The sequence below is a fragment of the Saprospiraceae bacterium genome (assembly GCA_026129545.1).
Taxonomy (GTDB): Bacteria; Bacteroidota; Bacteroidia; order Chitinophagales; family Saprospiraceae; genus M3007.
On the sequence record JAHCHX010000001.1, the window covers coordinates 758,494 to 781,792 of the forward strand.

The window sequence follows — 23,299 nt, forward strand, 5'->3', positions numbered from 1 at the left end:
GCAAAAGCTTAGACCGGACAGCAACAAGGGTGGAAACAAATAACAAAACCGCCTTGCCGATTTGCACGACAAGGCGGTTGGTTCAAAAGGGGCATCTACTGGCGCGGGCTTGCTGAGCGCGATTTGGTGCCCGGAGCGGAAGGGGCGGGTTTGGCGGTCGGCGTTGGGCGTGTTTTCACCTTGGCGGTAGAGGCCGGGTTGCGCCGCTGGGTTTGTGGTGGTTGGGTTTGTGGCTGCTGACGGGAATTGTTGCCACGGTCGGTGATGCCCCAGTCGTTGCCTCGCTCGTCGTTGCGGTCATTTCGGCCTCGGCGGTGGCGAGCTTCATCGTCGTCGCAATCGCGCTTTTTGTTGCTTTGGCAACAATGCTGGGTACAAGCGCAGTCCTGTTTCCCATTGCGGTTTTTATGCTTGCCGTAGTGATTGCCTTTCCCTTTGCAATCATTGTGTTTCCTCGATTTTTTCTGCTTCTGGCATTTGTGACAATTGCAGTGTGCGCGGTCATAGTTGCGGCTGTTGAAAATGTCGAGATGCTGTTCTGCTGTTTGTCGTGCAAGCTGTATGGCATCAGTTGACGATGGGGGGCTAGCGTATGTAAGTGATTGGGCCTGAACAGCGACGGCTGTTGCCGCAGCAAAGAGAACACTGAAAACAAGATGCTTCTTCATGGGTAAAATGTTTTTTGTGAAGAATGAATTTACCCATTTGTGCAGATAGACGAGCAAAGGGAACCACTCTCGGAGCAACCTTAACAGAATGCTAACCAAGCGGCTCCTCCCCAAAAACAAACCCCGCAATCCCGAGTTACCGGGATGCGGGGCATTGCTCTCATGGTATGTTTGCTCCTTGGAGCGGTAGTTATGGGTTTCCACCACGCTCGCGCTGATTGGGCGTGGTTTCGGATGGCTGCTTTTTTGGCTCAGCCTTTTTTTGTTGAGGCTCTTGTTGTTTTGCTGGTTGAGGCACATCGCCGCTCGGTTTTTTGTTCTGAGATGCGGGCCGAGCATCTTGCCGGGCTTCGTCAGTGGTGGGTCGCTGTTTTGCCTTTTTTGCTTTGCTTTGTCCCTTGGCTTTGCCTTTGTTGTCTTTTTGTTTTTCCATCATGTCCTTTTCACCGCCTTTGCCTTTTCCGCTATATGCGGCACCGTCGGATTTTTCTTCTGCTTTTTTCATCTGTTCGGTTTTGTCTTTTGAAACGGCAGGACGTTGTGCGGGAGATGGTTCTGTTTGTGACCACGCTTTAGCAAAAGTGATGAGGCCAAAAACGAAAGTGAGGACGAGTGCTTTTTTCATGTCTGAAAGCGGTTGGTGAGAAAATCGAACTATAAACGTTTCAGAAACGAAAGGTCACCACCCTTTGTTGGTAGCTAATGGATATTTACTTGAAAATAGCGTTTTTTCGCGCTCAATAGCCTCGTAATAAAACCAGCAATTCCGCAAATCAACATTTCAACTATGAAATCGCCTAACCGTCGCAGCTTTATCCGCCAAACCGCTACCTTGCTTGGTGGGCTTGCCTTGCACCAGCATTTTGCTTCAGCCTTCCCGACCGTACCAACTATGCCGACAGACCGAATCAATCCTTTGGATGCCGATGAGGAAGAATTCTGGCGGCAAATTCGTCAGGCTTTCGCAGCTAATCCGAACATCATCAACCTCAATAATGGGGGCGTGTGCCCCTCGCCCCGTGCCACGATGGATGCTTTGGATTACTACAACCGTATGTGTAGCGAAGCTCCTTCGTACTATATGTGGCGAATACTTGACGAGGGGCGTGAGCCGCTTCGCTTCAATCTGGCACAGCTCGCTGGCGTGAGTCCCGATGAAATCGCGCTCAACCGCAACGCGACCGAGGCGCTCAATACCATCATCTTCGGATTGCCGCTCAAGGCTGGCGATGAAGTGGTGCTCTCGAAGTATGACTACCCAAACATGATAAATGCTTGGAAACAACGTGAGCAGCGCGATGGAATCAAACTCGTCTGGGTGGATTTGGATTTGCCTTCCGAAAACGAGGAGTACCTCGTGAATGCGTTTGTGTCGAAGTTTTCGGCCAAAACCCGACTGGTTCACCTCACCCATGTCATCAATTGGAATGGCCAGATTCTGCCCGTGCGCAGCATCGCCGACAAAGCCCACGCACGAGGTATTGAGGTATTGGTGGATGCCGCACACTCATTTGCGGTGCTCGACTACAAAATACCGGATTTGAACTGCGATTACTGGGGCACGAGCCTGCACAAATTTCTCTGCGGACCTTTTGGCAGTGGCTTGATGTGGGTGAGAAAAGATAAAATAGCGAGTCTGTGGCCGTTGCTTTCCAGCCCTGAGCCTACGAGCGACAACATCCGCAAATTCGAGGCGCTGGGAACGCGCAGTTTCCCCATCGAAATGGCGGTAGGCTATTCGCTTGATTTGCACAACTTTATCGGCGGTGCTCGCAAGCGTTCGCGTCTTCATTTCCTCAAAAATTACTGGATGGAACGTGTGCGCGAAGTGCCGGGCATAAAATTCTACACCAATCCGCATCCCAACTGGAGTTGCGCCATTGGCAATTTTGGCTTAGAGGGGAAAAAGCCCGGCGACGTGGCTGCCGAGCTGTTCAACAAGTGGAAAATCCACACCGTTGCTATTGAGTGGGAAAAAATCAGCGGGGTGCGCGTCACGCCTAATGTTTATACTACAACAAACGAACTGGACAAACTTGTGATGGCGATTAGGGGAATGGTTTGAGTTGGTTGAGGGCTTGTCCGGCCAAGCGGAGCGGGTTCGATTTACGATTTACGATTTACGATTGATTCGATTTACGATTTACGATTGCCCGGCCAAGCGGAGCGGACGGGGGGGGGAGATTGGGCAGATGGTTGTTTTTGCCGAGAGTATCCACAAAACTGTGTCACCCCAATTGGGGCAATGAGAAAACACAGAGACACGGGGGCGCAGGGTTTTGGCTTTCAATAATTTACGCTCCTTGTGCCGCGCTTGGGTCTTTTGACCCCGCACGCATAGTGTCCGATAATCAAGCGGTTGGCGCGGGGTCAAAAGACCCAAGCGCGGCGTTTCAAGGTTGGAGAAAGCGACGTTGACACAGTTTTCTGAACAGTCTCGACACGCTTTTCTGAAGTCTCTCTTTTGCCAAGTGCATCTATCTTTGCCCGAAGCCAAAACCGCTATCTGTCCAATCTTACCCCCCCGTCCGCTCCGCTTGGCCGGGCAATCGTAAATCGTAAATCTTAAATCGTAAATCTTAAATCGTAAATCGTAAATCTTAAATCGTAAATCGTAAATCGTAAATCGTAAATCGAACCCGCTCCGCTTGGCCGGACAAGCCCTCAAACCAGAAACCTTCAAACAACTCAAACAGCTCAAACCTAAACCATGCAACACATCCTTTTTTCCGTAGAGAACGGAGTCGCCCGCATCGCCTTCAACCGCCCGCAAGTGTTCAATTCTATGAACCATGCCATGCGACAAGAGATATTGGAGGCGCTGGCGGTCTGCGAACAAGACACAGCCATTCGCGCTGTTTACGTCACGGGCAATGGCAAAGCCTTTTGTGCAGGGGAGGATTTGCAAGAAGTGACCGACCCTAATGGGCCTTCTCTGACCGAAATCATATCCACTGGGTACAATCCCATCGTGCTAAAAATCAGAAACATAGGGAAACCCGTCGTGGCGGCTGTGAACGGTGTGGCGGCTGGTGCGGGGGCCAATATCGCGCTGGCTTGCGACATCGCGGTGGCGACACAATCGGCTTCGTTCACACAGGCTTTTTCGAAGATTGGCCTCGTGCCCGATTCCGGCGGCACTTGGACGCTTCCGCGTCTGGTAGGGCTTCAAAGGGCTGCGGCGCTGATGATGTTGTCCGACAAAATCACGGCCTCCGAAGCTGCCGCGTTCGGCATGATTTGGAGAGTATTCCCCGACGAGTCTTTTGCAGCGGACAGCTGGCAATTGGCCGAAACGCTGGCTCAGATGCCTACCAAAGGGCTTGCTTACACCAAACATTTGCTGAACCATACCTTTTCCAATGATTTCTCCGCCCAACTTGCTTTGGAGGACAAATTCCAAACCGCCGCAGGCGAGACGGAGGACTATCGAGAGGGCGTGGCAGCATTTTTGGAAAAAAGAAAACCTGTCTTCAAAGGTCGTTGATGAGTTGGCACCACAAATTCCTCGTGTTTCCACCGGGCTATGCGGAAAGGAAAGGACAAGGCACCCGGGTTTTAGGCGTGCTGTTGGTGTCGTTTGCGCTGGCGATGCTCGTCAGTCCATGGCTTCGATATGAGGTGGTATCGCTGTTTGAATATCCATTTCATTACAGAGAGTACAAGCAGTTTGGCATCCGCATCCCACGCGGGTTCTCGGTGCATGGCATTGATGTGAGCCGTTACCAACAGCGCGTGGATTGGCGGCGGGTGAAGAAAATGCAAGTGGGCGATATCCGCATCATGTTTGCTTTCATCAAGGCCACGGAGGGCGCGGGGCTAAAAGACCCTCATTTTGAGCAGAACTGGCAAAACGCCAAAGATGCGGGCATCATTCGGGGGGCTTATCACTATTTTTTGCCCCACATCAGCCCAAGAGACCAAGCGAAACATTTTATGAAAACGGTGCGGCTGCGTTCGGGCGACTTGCCGCCCGTGGTGGATGTGGAGGAGACGCGCGGCATGAGCAAGGCGCAGATACAGCGATACACCAAAACGTTTTTGGATTTGCTCGAAAAGCAGTACGCGGTGCGCCCTATTCTCTACACCAACCGCGATTTTTACAAACGCTACTTCGCGGGGCACCCAGATTTCAAGGGCTATATCTTCTGGATTGCGCATTATCACGTGACCAATCTTGATATGCCTGGTGAGGAAGACTGGCATTTCTGGCAACACAGCGACCGGGGCAACGTGAGTGGCATCAACGAGCGAGTGGATTTCAATGTCTTCAACGGAGACAGTGCGCAGTTGCGCCGACTTTGCATCCCGTGAGGGGCCGCGGGATGTCTCACAAGTTCAAATTTCGACAGGATTGACAAAATTTGCAGGTTTTTTCCAAAAACAATGGTGCCAATCCTGTCATCAACTATCACTTGTGAGACATCCTCAGCGCCAACGAAAAAAGCCCCGCTGGGTAGCGAGGCCATTTCGTTGTGGGGGGTAAAAATCGGTTCAGGGTGCAGGGTTTGCGGGATTAAGGCTAAGAGGTCTGCGTTGTAAGTTAAATCGGTTTGAGAGTTAGGTCTGGGGCAGATATTTCTGCCGGTTTGCACATTGAAACGACGAGCGCAAAAAAAGTAACTGACTGACAGCGGCATTTTGAATTTTATTTGCGAGCGGAGATGTTTTGTTTAACAAATGCAGACGCTTCTCGCAAACCCAATCGCCAGTCGTGCGTGTCAAATTCCTCCCATGCAATGTACCTTCGCGCCCAATCAAACACAGTCTGTTCTGCTTAGTCGGGCGGGCTCGCCCGAACCGTTCGGACGGGCAGGCAATCGTAAATCGTAAATCGAACCAATCGTAAATTCCTTGATGCAAACGCTACTCCGTCACTTGCGTGCTTGGCCCGACCGCTACCTGCTTCTTGTCATTCTCATTTTGTTTTTTCCGGCGCACCTCATCAATTTGGGCGTGGCCGCTTTCAACGGCGACGAGGCCATTCGGGCTTGGGTAGCGATGGAGATGGACTTTTCGGGCAATTATATCGCCACCACGATGCATGGCGCGCCTTACATCAACAAACCGCCGTTGTTCAACTGGATGATATTGGGTGTCACAAAATTGTTCGGAGGTTTTCACGAACTTCCATCAAGGCTCGTGACCGTGTTTTTTCTCTGTGTTTTCGGCTACACGGTGTTTAGGGTGGTGCGCAGATATTTTGAGACCGACTTCGCTTTTTTGACCGCCATGACGACGATTACGAGCGGGCGTTTCCTGTTTTATGATTCCATGCTCGGCCTGATTGATACCACGTTCACCTGGGTTACTTATTTGCTCTTTATGAGTATATGGTACTTTGGAAAACGCGGTGAGTGGCTGCGGCTCTTTTTGGCTAGCTATTTTTTGATGGCCGTCGGTTTTTTGCTCAAAGCGTTCCCCGCCGTGGTGTTTCAAGGGTTGTCGTTGCTCGCGGGTTTGATATATTTTGGTCAATGGCGGCAGCTTTTCTCTTGGCGGCATTTCTTGGGCATAGCCGTAGCGGTGGCCATCATCGGCACTTGGTTGGGCATTTACGTCCAATATCGGCCGTTGGAGGTGCTGATTCCAAACTTGGTGGAAGAATCGGTGAAGCGCACCGCCGTGGAACATTCGTTCAGCAACACGATTTACCACATCGCCAAATTCCCGTTCGACTCCATCTATCATTTTCTTCCTTACTCGTTGCTGCTTGTTTTTTGGCTTGACAAAAATTTTTGGAAGAGAGTCCGCCAAAACGAGTTTGTGTTTTTCAACTTCCTGATTCTGGCCGTCAATCTCCCGGTTTATTGGACCTCCTCGCAAGTGATGGCGCGATACCTGCTCATGTTTATTCCCTTGTTCAATTTGATAGGATTATACCTGCTGACGCAGCACCGCGCCGAGAACACCTGGCGCTCCAAGACCTTCTATTGGATGATGGGAAGCCTGCTTGCGCTCGGCCCCGTCGCTACGCTTGCCATGCCCTTTATCAAGGAGGTGAACTGGCTACAAGGCATCTGGCCGATGTCCATCGTGCTGACGCTGGCGCTGGCTTTGGTGGTGGCGATGTATTTTGTGGACAAGGCTCGATTTCTGTGGTGGTTCGTCATTGGGATGCTGGTCGTGCGCATTGGTTTCGACCTCATCATTCTTCCGGTGAGGCACCACGAGAATGACACGTCCATAGCCCGCCGGGATGCCATTCAGATGGCTGACAAACACAACAACCGGCGTTGGTATGTGTGGGCAGACTCCGAAACCCGCGAACCAGCCATGTTTTACGCCACCGAGCGGCTTGGATACATCATAGAGCGCACCGATGATATGAACATCCCCAATGCGCTCTATTTGGTGAATTTGCGCCAATACCCCAACTTCGATGGCCGCTGCCTCGACACCTTGCGGACGGATTACAAAACCACCACGTTGCTTTTGATGGTTAGGGAGTAATCATCTCACCGCAACAAGGTCACATCCCCCCATATCGCTTCCGGCTTGCCGTCGCAAATAATGTCAATGCGATAGACATACACGTCGGAGGGGCCGGGCTTGCCAGCGATGGAGCCGTCCCAAAAGACATTGCCTTGATTTTCATACACCTTTTCGCCCCATCGGTCGTAAATCGTGAGGCTGCCGATGATTTCCAAACCCTCATAAGGCACCACGCGAAACACGTCGTTCACGCTGTCACCGTTGGGCGTAAACGCATTGGGGATGCGCAAGCGGCGGCCATCGCAGGGTGGGCCAAGCAACACCCGATACACAATCAATCCGCTGCAACCATTGGCATCGGTGACGAGCAGTTGATATTCCACAAAGGTGCTGTCGGTCAGAATCGTGATGTTTTGGCAGTTGGGGCAATTCGGCACGTTGGGCCACCAAGAGTAGGTGACGTAACCATCTGGGCCATTGAGCACAAGTGGCTGACCGATGATGCCCACGAGGGTGTCCGGGTCGGTCACGGGGGGGCGGGCAAACGCTGTCGCGTTAACGCAATAAAGGCTATCGCAACCGTTGGCAGCGATGTATGTGCGGCACACTTGACCACTTTGGGTGATAGCGGTATCAAGCAAAAACAACGTGTCGCCCACGCAAAACGAAAAATTATCCTTCCTGAACGCACGCGGCAACACGTCGAGTCGCTGGTAGATGATGCTGTCGCAGCCAGCGATATTTTGCAACACATTGGAATAAAGTCCGGGCACATCGGTCGTGTTGCCCAATACCACCACAGGGTCGCCTTGGCAAGTGATGAGGCCAGGCAGCAAGGTGGTATCGGGCAGGGCTACGAACACGGTGGTGGCCACAGCCTGGGTGCAGGTGCTTGGGAAGGTCACGGTCACTGCATAAGTGGTGGTGGCAACGGGCGACACGGTGATTTGCTGTTGGCTGGGGAGGCTTCCCGGCGACCATTGATAATCGTTGCCCGGCGGTTGCGCGGTCAAAATGGCGCTCTCTCCTTTGCAAATCGCCGGGTTGTTCACCATGATGGACGCGGGTGGCGTGCCGAAGGTGAATTCAAACCGGTGAAGTACCATGCAATCTCCCGATTTTTCCTCCAAAACAAGCGTGACGGGTTGGCCGGGTGGGGTAGAGGCGGGTGGCGTGAATTGCGTGGAGGAGCAAGTCGGGCAAGCGATGCCTGTCGCTGTAAGCCATTGATATTCAAAGCCGGGTTGTTCCGCTACCCCAATGTTGACGGTTTGAATGTCGCAGTATTCCTGCCGCTGGTATGTTAGGTTGATGTTGTTGAGCCGCAATGTCTGAGTAGCGCAAATACAGTTTTCTTCGGCTGGTAAAGCAAAAAGCAGGTCGCACAACATCGCGGGCTGAACGCTCAACAATGCTGACAGGTCGAAACTGCCGCCCGGCAAAAGCACCTGCTCGTTTTCAACGGTTTGCAGCAGCACGTCGCCCGCCGACAAGGTTCCGTCGCCATCCATGTCTTGCCAAATTTGAGCAGTGGCGCCGTTGGCAGGCACATTGCCGATATTGTTGATACCGATGTTAAGACTGATTTCGGTGCCGTTCACATTAGCGTTGACGCTGCCCAATTGCAGTTCGGGGCGTTGCAGACTTATGCTCAGAGTAGCCTGCCCCGTCGCGGCGTATATCGTGCAGGGTGCTCCCAATGTTGGGCAAAAAACCTCCGAACGAAGCCTCGTCTGAACAACCATTGTGGGGTCAACGCAGCCCGCCGTTGCGTCAAAAGAGGCATCGAATCGGAATTTTATGACTCCGGCTCCCGCGTTGGGGAAGGGCAAACGGAAGCCTTGTGCATCTATGCTGGGTGGCCCTGTCGGAGCGCCGTCGAGCGGAAGGTAAGAGCCGGGCAAGTACGAGACACCCATCGGCAGCGACACATAGATGCTGTCTCCATCGGTGGGCAAGCCCAACGACACAATGGTCACCTCAAACGACTGCGAGCCGCCACAAAAGGCCGTGCCACTGCCAACCGTAGAGAACTGGATAACCACATTGAGGCCCGTGTTCAAGCCGCTGATTTTCAAGGGTTCGCCGGGCTTGTTCAGCACATTGGTGGAGCGTCCGCATGGCTCCGTGCCGCGTGTGCCGTAAATCACTTGTGTGTTGGCCACGAAGCCACATTCCGCATAAGTTTTGAATCGAATCCGCAGGGTGTTCAGCGGGGCCTTGTCCACCCCGGGCAAACCGTTGGCGGCGATGGCTGCCACGATGGAGTCAATGGCCCATTGAAACAAATTGCTGCTCAAGTCGGTCGGGTCTGGAATGTTTTGATAGGCGCTTCCCGCTGGGTAGGAAACCTGACAGGAACCCGGCACAATGAAAATGCCGGGTGGTAGTTTCACGGTAGCGAACGGGTCGTAGGCAAAACCCGTTTTGGCGTTGAAAATTTCAAATTCAAAATAATCCGAGCTGTCGCAAACGGCGATGAAATTTGGTTCTTTGAGCACGTTCAGTTCCAATTCGGGTTTTTCCAAACGCAGCTCCAGCCAATAGGTGTCGCGTCCGCAAGTGGCTTGCTCCAGCCCTGCGACGGGCGCACAGTCCCAGCCAAAAATGATGAGCAAGGTATCGGGGCCACAGGAGCCATTCAAGCCTTGCAATCGGAAACCCTGCTGGCCGAACCCGCCGATGTTGCCTGTTTGGAAAATACCGTTTTGGGTTGCGACTGGCTGATTTTGAGGGACTTGAATCACTTCAAAGTTGGTGGCGTTGCCGTTTGGCGACACCACTGCCACCCACGAGTTGAAAGCGGTGGACACCACGTTGTTTTTCAAGACAAAATTGAACCCAAACGCTTTTGTATTGCCCACCAAGATGCTGTCCGGTGCCTCAAAACGCAAATCGGGTGCGTTGGAAAAAAATCCTATTTGGTTGGTGATAGAATCCGTTACGGCGATGTTCGACTCCAACGGAACATGATACTCCAAGGTGATGTACTGACGCGACGAGTCGGGCCTGTCGTACGAGCAATCGGGCTTGAAGGCGATATTGGTGCGCAACATGAATCCCTCATCCACAGGCTCGTCGAAGGCTGGCGCAAAATCAATGGACAGGATGCCGGGCGATTGCTGGAATGGCAAATCGAGATTGTTCCATCGTGCCACACTGTCCTGCAAAACGAGGTATTCCAATTTGACAGAAAGTGCTTCGAGGTCATCCGGCACGGTCTGCCAGTAATCGGAGATGCGTGCGATGGGGCGCACCTCGTGCGTGAACATATTTTCGCGGGCGATGCGGAGCGTTTGGCGGAATCGCCGGGGTTCCAGCGAAGGCTCGCAAGGACGGATGCTGTGCTGATTGGCCGAGCGCGTGATGTTGATGCCTGAATACTGAAGTTTTTTGAAAGGCTGTTCGTTATAGGCATACACTTTTCCGCCACCGCTCAAAGCCGTGCGAAAGCCCACCAACGGCGGGTCGGGATGGTTGGTGGAGATGGGGCGGTAGTTCAGGTCTATTTTGAAATCCGTGTAAACAAAAAGCGAGTCGCCCAAGTCGAGTGTTCCTTTGGGCAAACAGCCCGCGTCGTGCAGGTTTTCCAAAGAAAAATAAAACCTGAATCGCTGCGTGGCAATTTCGTCAACCTTCGCGGGCGGCCATGTATTCACCTGATTCACAGAGAAAAAGTTTTCGTCGTTGATGCTGACGAGGTCGCTCAGCGAGCAGGCGACTTGCGAGCCATCGGCATATCGGATGCGGATGCTGTCGCGCAGAAAACGAAACCTGTTCGAATTGCAGAAGGTGTTGGTGGCCGATTGGGTGAGGAACACGTCGTTGCCCTGCGTAATCATGTCGCTGCCGACCACTTCGTGCCAGATGGTGCGTGCAAAATACACCAGCTCGCCTCCCGAATCCACCGCGCCGCAGTATTCCACGCGCAGGGTATCGCCAGCCAAAAAGCGGTCGCGGCGCACCAATGGCGCCTCGGGGTGCAGCAGCGCGTCGCTATCGGCGCGGCGGTCGTCGTCACCGTCCTCAAATCCGTAGTTGAGCCGGTACACCTCGAATCGGCTGTTGAAACCCGGCAACGGAAACACGATGTCAAGGATGGTCGTATCGCCCGCGCCCGGGTCGTCCTCTATAGGCAGGCAGCTCGTGTTCACCACCATTCGCAGGGAATCGCAGTCGCTGATGGCACAGGAAAAAGGCGTGTTGAGTTGAGGTGTCCAATAGGTGTGGGTGCTCAGTTGGAGGAAGCAAGCAATGGGGCAGTCGCTCGAATAAACGACCACCGTGCCATCGGCCGGCTCAAAATCTTTGAGGCAATTCATCGTGGTGTCGCAGTCGTAACGAAGGCAAAAGTCCATGTTGAGCGAATCGCTCGGCAGCGGCAGCGCCCAAGTCAAATGCACGGTGTACCCGCCATTGGCCGAGGGTTCAATCGTCGTGAAGTCGGGTGCGGCCCCACCGAGCAGTGCAGGGCAGTTTTCATCGAACGAAAGCCCTTGCGACATATCGAACGTGACGTGCCAAAAACCGTCATCCTCTACGAGCCGCTTCGACACTGCCTGATAGTTGAACACATAACTGTTGGCGTTTTGAAGGCAAACGCCGGCCTTGAACCCGACGAACCCATTCACGGTGTATTCGCCGTCGGGCACGATTAGCAAGGTGTCGGACACAAAACCATTTTCCGGGCAGGGCTTGCGATAGAAGTACTCGACCTGCACGGTGGGCAACACCTGCTCGCACGAGGTCTCGCAAGTGAAGGCATCAAAGAGTAGCAAGACGGAGTCTTGCGCTGCCACCAGGGGGAGCACCAGCGAGGCATCGTTCGTCACCGTCAGCCCACACACGTCCAGCGTGTTGAACGAGGCAAGATTGGGTGCCAGCGGGGTCGAGATGCCGTTGTGCACCACGCGGAAAGAATTGTTGCCTATGCCGGCTTTGCTCTGGTTCATGTCTTGCACGCGCAGCCGCACAAAGACATCCTTCGCCTCTGACTTTCCGATGTTGTTGATTTTCATGCCGATTATAGCAGGCGTGTTGCCGCAGTGGTCCGTTGGTGCGTTCCAGATTTGCTCAAAAACCAAGTCCGGCACTTTTTTCGATTCCTTGATTTCGATATTGACCAGCACGCTGTCGTAACGACACACTTCGCCTCCGCACCCCCAACCCACGCGCAGCAAGGATGTGTTGAAAAATGGGGGTGTGCCGCAATCCGTGATGATGATTCTTTCGGTGAAACAGACGGTCTCGCCCACGTCGAGCCAATGGTCGCCATTGCCGACGGCGGCGAAAAAACTGCCATCGAAATCAGCGACCGAAAGTTCGGGCAGGTTGGTTTGGCTGGTCGCCCCCACGATGCTGAGTTCGATGCCAGGTTTGTGCGAATCCTCAAAGTGCAGGTTGCCGATTTTGCCCAATCGAGTGTTTCTCACACAAATTTTGCGAAATAGAGTATCGCCTTTTTCGCCACTCATCAGCGGGTTTTCCACACTTTCTATCAAAATCAAACCCGTTTCCAGCGCAAAATTGGTGGTGGCAATCGAAGCGTTGCCCACCGACGATTGCACCGCGATGTTGGCAATGAACAGCTGCCCGGCATCCAACGCGGCGGCGGCGGCGCAGGTGGCCGTCAGAAGCAGCGACACTGTTCCCGTTGCCCCCGGAGCGAGGCTCGGCAGCGCGAACACGGGTTGCTGAGGGTTCGTCACGTTCACTTGGGTGGCGCCAACAATGGTGCCGGGCAAATAAGCCACCCCGGCGGGCAGCGTCAGATGAAGCGTCCCGTCGAGCATGGGGGCTGCCCCGGTGTTTTGCACCTGAACAAAAAACGTATCGGTGCCACAGACGAACAACGAGTCGCTTTTTTGATAACTGATGAGGATGTTCTGCGCGGCAATAGGGTGGAGGAGAAGGCAAAAAAGTGCCTTGCACAGGAAGCGAGTGACCATTTTCATGGATAGGCGAGCAAGTAGGTTTGGTGTGAAGACGTTCGGCGCGTAAAGATAGCTGCCCGTCCCCAGCCTTTCCTACCTTTGCTCGCCATTTTTCGACATCATGACCATTTTTAAAAAAATATGGGCCGGCTACGCGGTGTTGCTCTTCCTGATGCTGATGCTTGCTAGCCTACCCGTGCTGCTGGTTTTCATGGCCTTCACGCCGGGCGAACGAGCGTTGCGCAACAATATCTTTTACCTGCACCACATTTTCACGCCACTGTTTTTGACGCTCGTCGGCATCCGGCTAAAAGTAGAGGGCCGTGAAAAGCTCGACCCGAAGCAATCCTATGTCATCGTTGGCAACCATCGTTCGGCACTCGATTTTATCGTGCACGCCCATGCCTTTCCCGGCGTGTTTCGTTTTTTGGCAAAACAGGAATTGCAAAAAATTCCCGTGTTCGGCTGGGTGGTGAAAAAAATGTGTCTGACCGTTGACCGCAGCAGCGCCATGAGCCGCGCTCGCAGTGTGGTTGCTTTGAAGGAAAACCTCGCCAACGGCTGGAGCATTTTCATCTATCCGGAAGGCAGCCGCAATAAATCCGACGACCTGCTCGGCCCGTTTTACGACGGCGCGTTCCGCATCGCCATTCAGACCAAGGCACCGCTTGCGGTGGAGACGATTGTGAATATGTCCAAAATCGCATCCGGTTACGGCCTTCGCCCCGGCACCGTGCGCATCGTGTGGGATGAGCCGATTCCGACGGACGGAATGACGGCAGCGGATATCCCGGCGTTGAAAGAAAGGGTGGAAAAGATGATGCTGAGGAGGTTGGTTTGAGGCTTGCCCAGCCATGCGGAGCGGACGGGGTTTCTGCCTGCCCGAATGAACATTCGTTCGGATGGGGTTCGGTGCTTCGCTCAGATAGGGAATGACGCTTGCTTGCGCCAACTGAAAGTTGGCTTCACCTATATCCTCCATCGAAGCTTTTACAATTGCGCGTTAAAATTCGCACGGAATTGTGGGGCATATCATAGTTTTGTAGCGCATTGCAGTCCCCCTTCCGCCCCCCCCCAGACTGACGCGCTCCCCATCGCATTCATCCTATCATCCAATCCGTCGAATCAATGACCGAACATCTCATCATCCGAAATCTCCAGCAAGTCTTCACAGGGGAGGTGCGCTATCCGACCCTCACGCGCTACAACCGCTTGGAGGCGCGTCCACGCACCAACAATTTCACCCGTGCCCTCCGTGCCGAGGTGCGCGACCCGCTTTGGCTCCTGTGCAAACAGTGGCAAATGGGCGAGTTTCTCGGCGACGATGCGGGCACTCCCGTGTATGCAAAAATTCACGTCGAGGGCCAGCGCATCACCAAGTACCAGCCAGCAGGAGCCTCGGTGCAAAAATTTGCCCACGACACCCCCTTGGAAGCGACGGTGGAGCGGCGGGCGTTCCCCTTCGCCATAGGCGCACAGAAAATGTCGCTCGACCTGAGGCTGCTGATGGGGCGTCGATGGCTCAAAATGATTCCAGCGGCAACGGCGCCGCTTTTCAAGGATGCCTACCCCATAGAGCTGCCCAACCCCGCGAGCAAGGCGGATGCGGCGATTTGCGCCCACCCGGAGGTGTGGCAACAGTGGAAGGCGGTAGCAGGCCGGGCGATGGATGGCGCACAGTTGTATTTTCACTTAAAAACACCAGGCAATGTGGCATCGGACGACATCGCGGGGCTTTCCGCCGCCGACAAGTCGAGCATTGATGCGGCAGGCGTGGAATTTGTGCGGTGGTTCGAGGCGCTCTATTTCCACCCCTCTGAAACAAGCGATGCTTGGCAGCCGGAGCGGTTGGAGTACCAATTCGACTGCGCTGTGCCTGATGGGCAAGGCGGTGAAAAAGTGCTTAACGCCGAGGAGTACTACCACGAGCGATTGGATTGGTACAATTTCGACTGGGAAAAGGACAAAACCCTCGACGAACCAGCGGAGACCGCTCCTGAAGCTCCTGTGGAGGCGCGATACACGACCCAAAGTTTTATACCCGCCCCTGTTCGTTTCGACGGGATGCCCGACACGCGCTGGTGGGCGTTTGAGGACGGCAAAACCAATTTTGGCGACATCAAACCCGGCACGACGGATTTGGCCAAACTGTTGTTCATCGAGTTTGGGCTGGTGTATGCCAACGACTGGTTCATCCTGCCTTACACGGTGCCAACGGGTTCGGTGCTGAACATCCGGGGGCTTGCTGTCACCAACACGTTTGGCGAACGATACTGGATAGAGCCCGCAGGGCGCGGCTCCGACGAGGCTTGGCAGCGGTGGAATATGTTCAGCCTCAACATAAAAGGCAAAAAAGAGGAACCTGCCGACCTGACGTTGCTCGTGTTGCCGACGGTGCCAAAAATTCAGGAAGGCCAGCCTATGGAAGAGGTCGCCCTCATCCGCGACGAAATGGCCAACATGGTATGGGGCATCGAGACGGCGGTGCCGCTGGCTCATGGCCGCACCAAGCCGGGCAACATAGCAGCTGCCGAATTCCACGACTACTTGCAAGGGCTTATCCCAACCGCTGTCCCCGTCGCGGAGCCTGCATGGAAAGCGCCTTTCCGCTACGACATCATGACTTCCGTGCCTGAAAACTGGATTCCTTTTGTGCCCGAACACATACCCGGCAGCAATCGCCGGATTCAATTGCGCCGCGCCGCCATGCCGCGTTTTTTGGAAAACGAAAACCCGCCCATCTTCGAGCGGGTGCGACCGCGTACCGTGCTGTTGCGCGAAGGGCTTGACCAAGTCAAGCCCTACCACATCCACGAGGAAGAGGTGCCGCGTGCGGGTGTGCATGTGTTGCAGGCTTTTCAGCGCACCCGCTGGACGAACGGCAAGGTGTTTACTTGGCTGGGCGTGAAAAAACGCACCGGACGCGGCGAAGGCCACAGCGGGCTAGCGTTCGATAGGATTATTCCTTCGAAGAAAGAGTAGGGGAGAGAGGCTTGCGCAAGCTTCCATAAACGTTTCGGGGCGCTGCCTCTGGATTTTCAAATGTTTTATACCCAACGGAAAGTGGTTTGCGAAAAAATGCCCGTTCAAATCCGTGAAAATCATTAGACTTGTTCCGGTGGAGGGCTTTCCCTTCGCCAAAGCCCTCCACCGCAACAACTCTATTTCCCGAAACATCAAAAAACGTCGAACAAATCACCCTAAACACGTCGCAAATAACCCCTCTTTCTCCACTCGGGCCAGAACCTGTGAAAGTGCCTGCTCTCGACCCCCTGCCTGCCGCCATGCCGCTACTGGAAGTCGCTGCCTATCGCGCAAGAGCCGAGGCAAGCATACCCATCAAGCCATTTCGCGCCCCTTCTGGCTGGCATTTGGGTTTACACGTCATGCCGTACACTGCTCTGGAACAGGATATGGAGATTTCGCCCGTGCCCGGCACACGGCCAGTATTCTTCAGTCGTCAGGAAAGCGCCGATTTTGCTACGGACTGGTGGCTGAGTATTGGCAAAAAAATCAATTCGCGTTGGTCGGTCGAGACAGGACTGGGGTTTCGCTCCATGACGCGCAAAGCCACGCACGCCCCCGGTTCAGGCTCAGTCAAGGCAATCTTGGCCCAAGCGGTCAAGTCCGCCAATTCAACTACGACCTGCGAGTCTATGGAGGCTCCGCCAACGTGACGCTTCGCATGGAACCCGTGAACCCTTCGGCCCCATTGCCCGACAATGGGCGCGTGGCTTTGCGCGTCATGACCACCGAAACATTGCAAATATTCCGCGTCCCCGCCTTGGCTGTTTGCCGAATCGGGCAGGGGCGTTGGCAGGCAGTGGCCAAAGCAGGACTGGTCGGAAACTTTATTTTAAAAAACCAACTCGACGTGACGGCAAGCGCATCGCAGAACGTGCGTTTGCGATTGTTGCAGGGCAACAACGGCTACAGTATGCAGTACCAGACAGCAGGCAGTTTCTTTTTGGGTTATTGGGCATCCTTAGGCACCGAATTTCGCCTTGCCCGCCATTTTGGGGCTTTTTGCCGAACCCGCGCTCTCAGGCGATTTTTCGCGCAAGGATGCAGCTGACAGGTCGTTGCCGGGTCAAGTTATATTCGGGCTGAACACGGGTGCAAGGTTTTACTTTCGAACCCTCAAAGCGTCTTCAGCCATTCGCCCGTTTTGTACGACATCCAACTCGTCAGCATTCCCACAAAAACACCCCATGCGATGTCAACCACCACCAAAGGCAGCGGCCATCGGTCAATCAATGCCTTGTTCACCAATTCATAAGTGCCATAAGTGACCAAGCCAAACAAAGCGCCGTTGAGCAATGCGCGCAGCGGTGATTGGGCAGGCCAAACACAAAACCACAGCATCCCAAAAGCAAAAATCAAGTAAAAAACACCCCCGGCAATTAAGTCGGGGCGGGCGGCGAGCATCGAACCTACCTGCTGCTGGATGAATTTTTTGGCAAAAAGATTCAACCACGCCAAGTCAAAAGCAGTATAAACCACAAGGGTAAACAAGAAGTGGGCAAAATTTTTCATGATAAAAAAACGTAAAAACTTAGGTAGAGGGTAGAAGGCTGTTTTCATCTCCATAGAAACAGTATGCAACCCCAAATCAGGTCTCTCACAGCCCTTTACCTAAGTTTTCACAAAAAAACAAACAATCTTCCGCCCTGACGAGCCACTCAGACCAACCAACAACAAAAAAAACACTCACCTCCTCCTCACCTGCGAACCCCCACTCGTAAGCCACAGCCCAATGGCGTAGCTCGCCACCGCCGCCAATGCAGTGGACAAAGTGACCCATGCGACATCAAGCACCACCAACTCAAGGGGCCACGGGGCGACAAACACGATATTGACAGCGGCATAAAGCGCCCCAACGCGAAAACCCACCCGCCACCCATCCAGAAATGCAGGAGCCAAGTTGTTGTAAACCATGCTCTTGTAAGCAGCGCCAAAAGCCAGCCACAACGAGAACAAGACGTAATAAATCTCGGCCAACGCCCAATTCGGCGGATACCCATAGCGCGTCACAAACGGATATTCAACCAAGCCGCCAATGAGAAACTTGAGCCATACGACATCCAAGAGCAAAAACACCAAAAGCGTGGCCAAAAAATGCAGCAAAAAATTCATGACGCGAAAGTTGTGTGGCGCGATATAAGTCTTTTGTCAACGCCTGTTGCAAAGATGTCACAAACTTGCTTCATCTTTGCCGCCCAACAGTTGATTATCATGGCCTACGAATTCAGACTACCCTCGCTCGGCGACGACGTGACCGGAAAGGTGCTCGACATACTCGTGAAACCAGGCGACAAAGTAACGAAAGAACAAATCGTCCTCATAGTCGGTACCGACAAAGTGGATGCCGAAATCCCCGTGGATGCCGATGGCATCGTGGAGGAAATCCTCGTGAAAAAAGGCGATGACGTGACCGATGGCACCGTCATCCTGAAAATGAAAAGCGACTCCGCCTCTCCCAGCAGCAGCGCGCCCAAAGAAAAAGAAAGCAGCAGCCCCACCGCCACCTCGACATCCGCGCCTGCTGCCACTCCTCCCACACCGCCCCCGGCACCTCCGCCAGCCCCCGCTCCCACAAGCAGCACGAGCGATGCCAAACAAGGAGCCTCCGGCTCATTGCGAGCCTCTCCGCTCGCTCGCAAACGCGCCAAGGAATTTGGCATCAACCTCTCCGACGTGCGTCCGCCGCAAGGCGCGAGCCGCATTTCATACAAGGATGTGATGGATTTTGTCAAAAGAAAAATTGACACCAGCGGAGGCAGCACCGGCACAGGTGGCGCCGGACTGACCCGCAAGCCCTTGCCCAATTTTGAAAAATTTGGCACCATCGAACGCAAGCCCTTGGGACGCATCGGCGAATTGACCGCCGAAAACATGCACTATGCCTTCAACACCATCCCACATGCGTGGATTTCAGAAAAGGCAGACATCACGCGCTTGGAGCAACTGCGCCAACAGCACAAGGACACCGTGAAGGCAGCAGGTGGCAACCTGACCACCACCGCCATCCTCACCAAGGCGATTTGCTCGGTGCTGCGCAAATACCCGCAGTTCAACGCCAGCCTCGACGATGCCACCAACGAAGTGATTTACAAAAAATACATCAATATCGGCATTGCGGTGGACACGCCGCGAGGGCTTTTGGTGCCAGTCATCCGCAACTGCGACCAAAAATCACTGACCGAAATATCCGTCGAACTCACCGAACTCAGCACTCGCACGCGCGAGGGCAAAAACAAATTGGATGATTTGGACGGCGGCACGTTTTCCATCTCCAACATTGGCGGCATCGGCGGCACCAACATGCTGAGCATCGTCAACTGGCCGCAAGTAGCCATCCTCAGCGTCACCGCTGCCAGCATGGAAGCCCATTGGAACGGCAAAGAATTTGAGCCGCGCCTCATGATGCCCATCACCATCGGCTGGGACCACCGCGTCATCAATGGTGCAGATGCCGCTCGCTTCTTGGTGGATTTGAAGAAGATTTTGGAAGAGCCATTTTTGGGGTGGCTGTGAGCGCGAGATGAAACGAAAGATGAAACCTTGACTTTGTCCAGCGATTTTTGCTTTGTCGGGTTCTGAGGTGACACCCCAGAACCCGACCGAGATGCCACCTTTCTCGTTCCTCAAATGATGACACCTATCACAAACCGAGAATAGCTGTTGACTTGTCGAGATTTCTTGGATGGACATGTTCTTGAACGGATTGATTGTTCCGCTCATGCAGAAAACTTGAGAACGCGAAAATAAAAACGCTGACAACCAGCAAGGTCGTCAGCGTTTTTTTGTAGCCCCGAGTGGGATCGAACCACTATCTGAAGTTCCGGAAACTTCCATTCTATCCGTTGAACTACGGGGCCGAAGCAGGCGCAAAGGTAGTGCTTGTGTGGCTTTTTCAAAAAGGAATTTCAAAAACCGATTTCTATCCCGTTGCAGTTCCCAAGCGCCCGTCTATCCAGTCTTTTGCATCTGAGAGCAACTTTTCAGCGTCGTCGCCCCGCAATGTCGGCCCGTAGCAAACGTCCACGCGAATGATTTTTTCTTTGAAACGCCGACCAGCGTGTCGCAAAAAAGTTTGTTTGCCAATCCAAAAATCATTTTTATCGTGAAAAATCAGCGCCGCCGGCACAATCGGTATCCCCGTTCTTGCGGCCAGTTGGAACACCCCTTTTTTGAATGGCAAAGTACCATGCACACCAGAGGTGGTGCCTTCCGGGAAAAGAATGATTTGAAACCCCACCCTGATTTTTTCCTCCATCAGTCGCAGCGCGTTGGCGCGGCTGCCAGAATGGTCGCGGCGCAGGTAAAGAATGCCCGCCAAAAGAGCGCCCTTGCCGATGACGGGCCAGTCGGCCAGCTCGGCTTTGGCCACCGGATAGGCATCCACGTCGCGCAGCATAAGGATGGGGTCGAGATAAGAGCGGTGATTGCAGACGATGATGCACGCAAAATCTGGTGCGGTGCCTTCGGTGGCACCCCGTATGCCAACGTTGCGCAGCAGAACCCTCGCCCAGCGCCGCCGCACACGCATTGCCACCCGCATATCGGCCCCCATGAAGGTGCGGCGCAGCCATATCTCAACGACGATGGCAGTAGTGAAAAAGGCAAAAAACAAGAATCGCCAAATAAGTCGCAGGTAGCTCACGCGGCGAAAATAAACCATGATTCGTTAGGATTTGTCGGATACCCATGCTTGATGCCCCTGATTTTGAACAGATTGCGCTTTTAGCCATGCTCAAAACTTGGCGACGCGAACTATACATCAAGATTCGTCGATGGTGGGACGCTGGCGTGTGGGCTCGTAAGACGCGCTGATGACAAGTCGCAGGTATTGTCCGCAGCGAAAATAAAAAAAGGCGCTGCTGTCAAGCCGCGCCCTGTAAAATCGGTTCGGGTATTCGATTATTTTTTGTATCAGAGGTCAGTGCCGGGGCAGCCATAACCGCGATGGCAAGCTTCGAGGAGGAACAAAGCGGCCATGAATGCAAAGGCGAGATACTTTTTCCAATTTTTCATTGTGCGATAGTGATTTTGATAGTAACGATGATGCGCTTGGTAAAGCGAGAAAAAAACGGAAAGCCGTCAGGCTTATTGTTGCAAACCTTGTGCCACCGAAAAAATATGCCGCAAAAATAGACTTCGCGGGCATGAATGGCCGAATATATTTTGGGTGTTGGCCGAAATTTAACAGTTCCGTAAAATTAAATTTCAAACACGGCTGAAAACCACGCCCTCGCCCGGCAGCAATTTTTCAACAAGAATGTTGCTCGACTGTTCGGCCCCAGCCTCAAATTGTGCTTGTTCCGTCGAAAATATCATTTTCCATCCGTGGCCCCATGGCGCCTCAAAAGCAACGTCATATTGCGCATGCTGGGTGTCGAGATTAGCCACAAATAAATACCGTGGGGTGTCACGCTGCGTCCATGCTATCACCTTGTCGTGTCCATTCGGGTCGGGCGGCAAGAGCCAAGCCGTTTTGGCGTCGCGGATGTCGACCATGATTTCATCCGACAACAATTTTTGTCGAACCAGATTTTCATAAAGCCGCTTGTTTTGCCCCCACCTATATGGTCCGTTGGTAGTTTTGGGGTCGTTCGGCATTTGAAAAACATAGTATTTGCTGTAACACTCGTTGGGCGCGGGCTGCGGGTGCGGGTCGCGGCACTCAAATCCAAGCCCCATGTAGGAAGGCATATCGGTCAGAAACAACGCGATGAAATGCCGCATCTCGTTGCCATCCAGATAAAATCGGTCGAAGCGAGGGTCGTCCTTGTCGGCGGTCATGATGGTAAAGTTGGGCGCGAACTTCCGTGTCTCCAGCCACTGTCGGTATTGCCAGAAAGTTCGCACGAATTGTTCCGTGCCGACGGGTTCCGATTGCAAATCGCCCAAAGTGGAGTCCGCCATCGCCGCTTCCAGATGAGCGCACTCGTCGCCGTAAGCCATCTCGTTGGGCGGAGCCAAAAAGCTCTCCGCGAAGTAGCCGAAATAGGGCTTGTCGCGCAGCACCGCTCGTTTCACCGCTCCCAGCAGGTCGTAGTATTCGTCGCGCACGGCCGGCACTCCTCCGGGCCTCATCTGCACGTGAGACATGTCGCCACGCATGAAGTCGAACCCATACTCCGCCACGATGCTTCGGTAATGTTCGGCGCAATACGCCCACGCCGCGTGATTGGGGCGCCCAAAATCGAGTTCCCAGTTTTGGTTGTCGTCTTTGCTCTCGTAGAGCCTGTAGCGGGCCAATGGCCCAAAAACACGCGAAAATTTTTGTGGCCGCACAAGCCGATAGTCACGCCAGACGAGGCCTTCCTCGTCCACCACCTGTGCCTCCGGGCGCGGGTCCACCTCGAGGCCGCGATAGGGAGGGCCCATCGTGGCAGGCACTGTCTCGTAGCCATGTGCATGGAGCAACCGCACCATTTCTTTTCGTCGGAACAACCGGCCCCAATAGTCATATTTTTCACCGAAAAGCACACGCAAGCGGGTGTTTTCCGTCGTTTTTTCAAAAAACGCTTCGGGCGACGTGGGCAACTCAACATCCCGCACCGCGCTTCCTTGCTGCAACAAGTGCTCGAAAAGCAGCGTCTGTACTTTGCGATGCAGATGAGCGTCGTGCGCTGCGATTTCCATGTCGCGGCGTTGAAGCCACTCAAAGAGATGGGGATTGGCGAGTGCCATTTCGGAATAGCGGTCTGTGTGTGGCACCACATCGACGCCTACTACCTTTCCCAGCAGGTGCAGGATGTTGACCGTCACTTTTAGGTGCTTTTCCACCGTGTCGAGATGGGGGAAGGCCGCAGCCAACTGAGGGCTGAAGAATTCGGGGTTCACGTTCCAACTGGCAGGGCCATAAAGGCTCGCTACCACACCCGGCTCCCATATCGGAAGGATATGAATAGCGTTTTGTGCCTTGGGCAACACAAGTGAGTAGGGCACCGCGTTCCAGAAATGCTGAATCGTCCGAATATTGATGCCCACCGTGTTCGCGGTTTTCAGAAAAGAAGTGTCGCGCCTCTCTTCCAATGGGCTGGGAATGGATGCCGAAGGGTCGAAGGCCGGATAAAGTTGGGGGCCGAGTATTTTGCTGAGCGAGCGCATGATTTCCCCAAAGGGAAGTTGCAGCGCCTCAACAGGCATCATGCGCCGGAATCTTGTTATTTCGCGGTTGTCAAATTGTGCCAAAGAAATGCAGATGTTTTTTTTGTGTAAATAATGTAAAGTTTTGGCTAAATTCAAAAAAAC

Annotated in this window: 16 protein-coding genes and 1 tRNA gene; 9 read left to right on the forward strand and 8 right to left on the reverse strand. The window is 53.8% G+C overall.

The features are described 5' to 3' along the window. Positions 1-95: 95 nt before the first annotated feature. The gene (locus KIS77_02665) at positions 96-668 is read right to left on the reverse strand and encodes a hypothetical protein (protein ID MCW5921218.1); all 573 of its coding nucleotides are present in this window, start codon (positions 666-668) and stop codon (positions 96-98) included. A 190-nt stretch (positions 669-858) separates the two neighbouring features. Beyond that, positions 859-1,293 (reverse strand): hypothetical protein, encoded by a 435-nt coding sequence (locus tag KIS77_02670; protein ID MCW5921219.1) that lies wholly within the window; start codon positions 1,291-1,293, stop codon positions 859-861. Positions 1,294-1,455: 162 nt separating this feature from the next. Between KIS77_02670 and KIS77_02675 the strand changes: the two genes are divergently transcribed. The 4 genes from KIS77_02675 (at position 1,456) to KIS77_02690 (ending at position 7,121) form a co-directional block, all read left to right on the forward strand. Then, entirely contained in the window at positions 1,456-2,733 is a 1,278-nt protein-coding gene (locus KIS77_02675) for an aminotransferase class V-fold PLP-dependent enzyme (GenBank protein MCW5921220.1), read from the forward strand. 645 nt (positions 2,734-3,378) lie between these two features. Beyond that, entirely contained in the window at positions 3,379-4,155 is a 777-nt protein-coding gene (locus KIS77_02680; GenBank protein ID MCW5921221.1) for an enoyl-CoA hydratase/isomerase family protein, read from the forward strand. Continuing rightward, a complete protein-coding gene (locus KIS77_02685; protein ID MCW5921222.1) occupies positions 4,155-4,982 on the forward strand; it encodes a glycoside hydrolase family 25 protein in 828 nt (275 codons plus the stop codon). Before KIS77_02680 ends, KIS77_02685 begins: the two co-directional genes overlap by 1 nt. Positions 4,983-5,525: 543 nt before the next feature. Continuing rightward, on the forward strand, positions 5,526-7,121 hold the full coding sequence (locus KIS77_02690) for a glycosyltransferase family 39 protein (protein MCW5921223.1): 1,596 nt from the start codon (positions 5,526-5,528) through the stop codon (positions 7,119-7,121). Between the two features lie 5 nt (positions 7,122-7,126). Here KIS77_02690 and KIS77_02695 read toward each other — a convergent pair whose 3' ends face one another. Then, positions 7,127-13,057 carry a gliding motility-associated C-terminal domain-containing protein gene (locus tag KIS77_02695; GenBank protein ID MCW5921224.1) on the reverse strand — a complete coding sequence of 1,977 codons (5,931 nt, stop codon included), beginning with the start codon at positions 13,055-13,057 and terminating at the stop codon, positions 7,127-7,129. A 100-nt stretch (positions 13,058-13,157) separates the two neighbouring features. On the opposite strand from KIS77_02695, the gene KIS77_02700 reads away from it, so the two are divergent. The 4 genes from KIS77_02700 (at position 13,158) to KIS77_02715 (ending at position 17,111) form a co-directional block, all read left to right on the forward strand. Further along, a complete protein-coding gene (locus KIS77_02700; GenBank protein MCW5921225.1) occupies positions 13,158-13,877 on the forward strand; it encodes a 1-acyl-sn-glycerol-3-phosphate acyltransferase in 720 nt (239 codons plus the stop codon). A gap of 287 nt (positions 13,878-14,164) precedes the next feature. After that, positions 14,165-16,018: a hypothetical protein gene (locus KIS77_02705; GenBank protein MCW5921226.1), complete on the forward strand. Its 1,854-nt coding sequence runs from the start codon at positions 14,165-14,167 to the stop codon at positions 16,016-16,018. Between the two features lie 266 nt (positions 16,019-16,284). Then, positions 16,285-16,713: a hypothetical protein gene (locus tag KIS77_02710; protein MCW5921227.1), complete on the forward strand. Its 429-nt coding sequence runs from the start codon at positions 16,285-16,287 to the stop codon at positions 16,711-16,713. Positions 16,714-16,721: 8 nt separating this feature from the next. Next, complete coding sequence (locus KIS77_02715) at positions 16,722-17,111, forward strand: hypothetical protein (GenBank protein ID MCW5921228.1); 390 nt, start codon at positions 16,722-16,724, stop codon at positions 17,109-17,111. Between the two features lie 65 nt (positions 17,112-17,176). On the opposite strand, the gene KIS77_02720 is transcribed toward KIS77_02715, so the two are convergent. Both KIS77_02720 and KIS77_02725 read right to left on the reverse strand, forming a co-directional pair. After that, on the reverse strand, positions 17,177-17,572 hold the full coding sequence (locus tag KIS77_02720) for a DUF2177 family protein (GenBank protein MCW5921229.1): 396 nt from the start codon (positions 17,570-17,572) through the stop codon (positions 17,177-17,179). Between the two features lie 174 nt (positions 17,573-17,746). After that, the gene (locus tag KIS77_02725) at positions 17,747-18,172 is read right to left on the reverse strand and encodes a DUF2177 family protein (protein ID MCW5921230.1); all 426 of its coding nucleotides are present in this window, start codon (positions 18,170-18,172) and stop codon (positions 17,747-17,749) included. Positions 18,173-18,271: 99 nt separating this feature from the next. Here KIS77_02725 and KIS77_02730 point away from each other — a divergent pair, with 99 nt between their 5' ends. Continuing rightward, complete coding sequence (locus tag KIS77_02730; GenBank protein MCW5921231.1) at positions 18,272-19,573, forward strand: 2-oxo acid dehydrogenase subunit E2; 1,302 nt, start codon at positions 18,272-18,274, stop codon at positions 19,571-19,573. A gap of 272 nt (positions 19,574-19,845) precedes the next feature. Here KIS77_02730 and KIS77_02735 read toward each other — a convergent pair. From KIS77_02735 to KIS77_02745, 3 genes are all read right to left on the reverse strand, one after another. Next, positions 19,846-19,917: transfer RNA gene (locus tag KIS77_02735), tRNA-Arg, on the reverse strand. Between the two features lie 62 nt (positions 19,918-19,979). After that, positions 19,980-20,720, reverse strand: a complete 741-nt coding sequence (locus tag KIS77_02740) for a 1-acyl-sn-glycerol-3-phosphate acyltransferase (protein MCW5921232.1) — start codon at positions 20,718-20,720, stop codon at positions 19,980-19,982. A gap of 545 nt (positions 20,721-21,265) precedes the next feature. Further along, on the reverse strand, positions 21,266-23,239 hold the full coding sequence (locus tag KIS77_02745) for a hypothetical protein (GenBank protein MCW5921233.1): 1,974 nt from the start codon (positions 23,237-23,239) through the stop codon (positions 21,266-21,268). Between the last annotated feature and the right edge of the window lie 60 nt (positions 23,240-23,299).

Coding starts and splice junctions, on each gene's coding strand:
- KIS77_02665 (MCW5921218.1), bottom strand. CDS start 668: ATGAAGAAGCATCTTGTTTTCAGTGTTCTCTTTGCTGCGGCAACAGCC.
- KIS77_02670 (MCW5921219.1), bottom strand. CDS start 1,293: ATGAAAAAAGCACTCGTCCTCACTTTCGTTTTTGGCCTCATCACTTTT.
- KIS77_02675 (MCW5921220.1), top strand. CDS start 1,456: ATGAAATCGCCTAACCGTCGCAGCTTTATCCGCCAAACCGCTACCTTG.
- KIS77_02680 (MCW5921221.1), top strand. CDS start 3,379: ATGCAACACATCCTTTTTTCCGTAGAGAACGGAGTCGCCCGCATCGCC.
- KIS77_02685 (MCW5921222.1), top strand. CDS start 4,155: ATGAGTTGGCACCACAAATTCCTCGTGTTTCCACCGGGCTATGCGGAA.
- KIS77_02690 (MCW5921223.1), top strand. CDS start 5,526: ATGCAAACGCTACTCCGTCACTTGCGTGCTTGGCCCGACCGCTACCTG.
- KIS77_02695 (MCW5921224.1), bottom strand. CDS start 13,057: ATGAAAATGGTCACTCGCTTCCTGTGCAAGGCACTTTTTTGCCTTCTC.
- KIS77_02700 (MCW5921225.1), top strand. CDS start 13,158: ATGACCATTTTTAAAAAAATATGGGCCGGCTACGCGGTGTTGCTCTTC.
- KIS77_02705 (MCW5921226.1), top strand. CDS start 14,165: ATGACCGAACATCTCATCATCCGAAATCTCCAGCAAGTCTTCACAGGG.
- KIS77_02715 (MCW5921228.1), top strand. CDS start 16,722: ATGGAACCCGTGAACCCTTCGGCCCCATTGCCCGACAATGGGCGCGTG.
- KIS77_02720 (MCW5921229.1), bottom strand. CDS start 17,572: ATGAAAAATTTTGCCCACTTCTTGTTTACCCTTGTGGTTTATACTGCT.
- KIS77_02725 (MCW5921230.1), bottom strand. CDS start 18,172: ATGAATTTTTTGCTGCATTTTTTGGCCACGCTTTTGGTGTTTTTGCTC.
- KIS77_02730 (MCW5921231.1), top strand. CDS start 18,272: ATGGCCTACGAATTCAGACTACCCTCGCTCGGCGACGACGTGACCGGA.
- KIS77_02740 (MCW5921232.1), bottom strand. CDS start 20,720: ATGGTTTATTTTCGCCGCGTGAGCTACCTGCGACTTATTTGGCGATTC.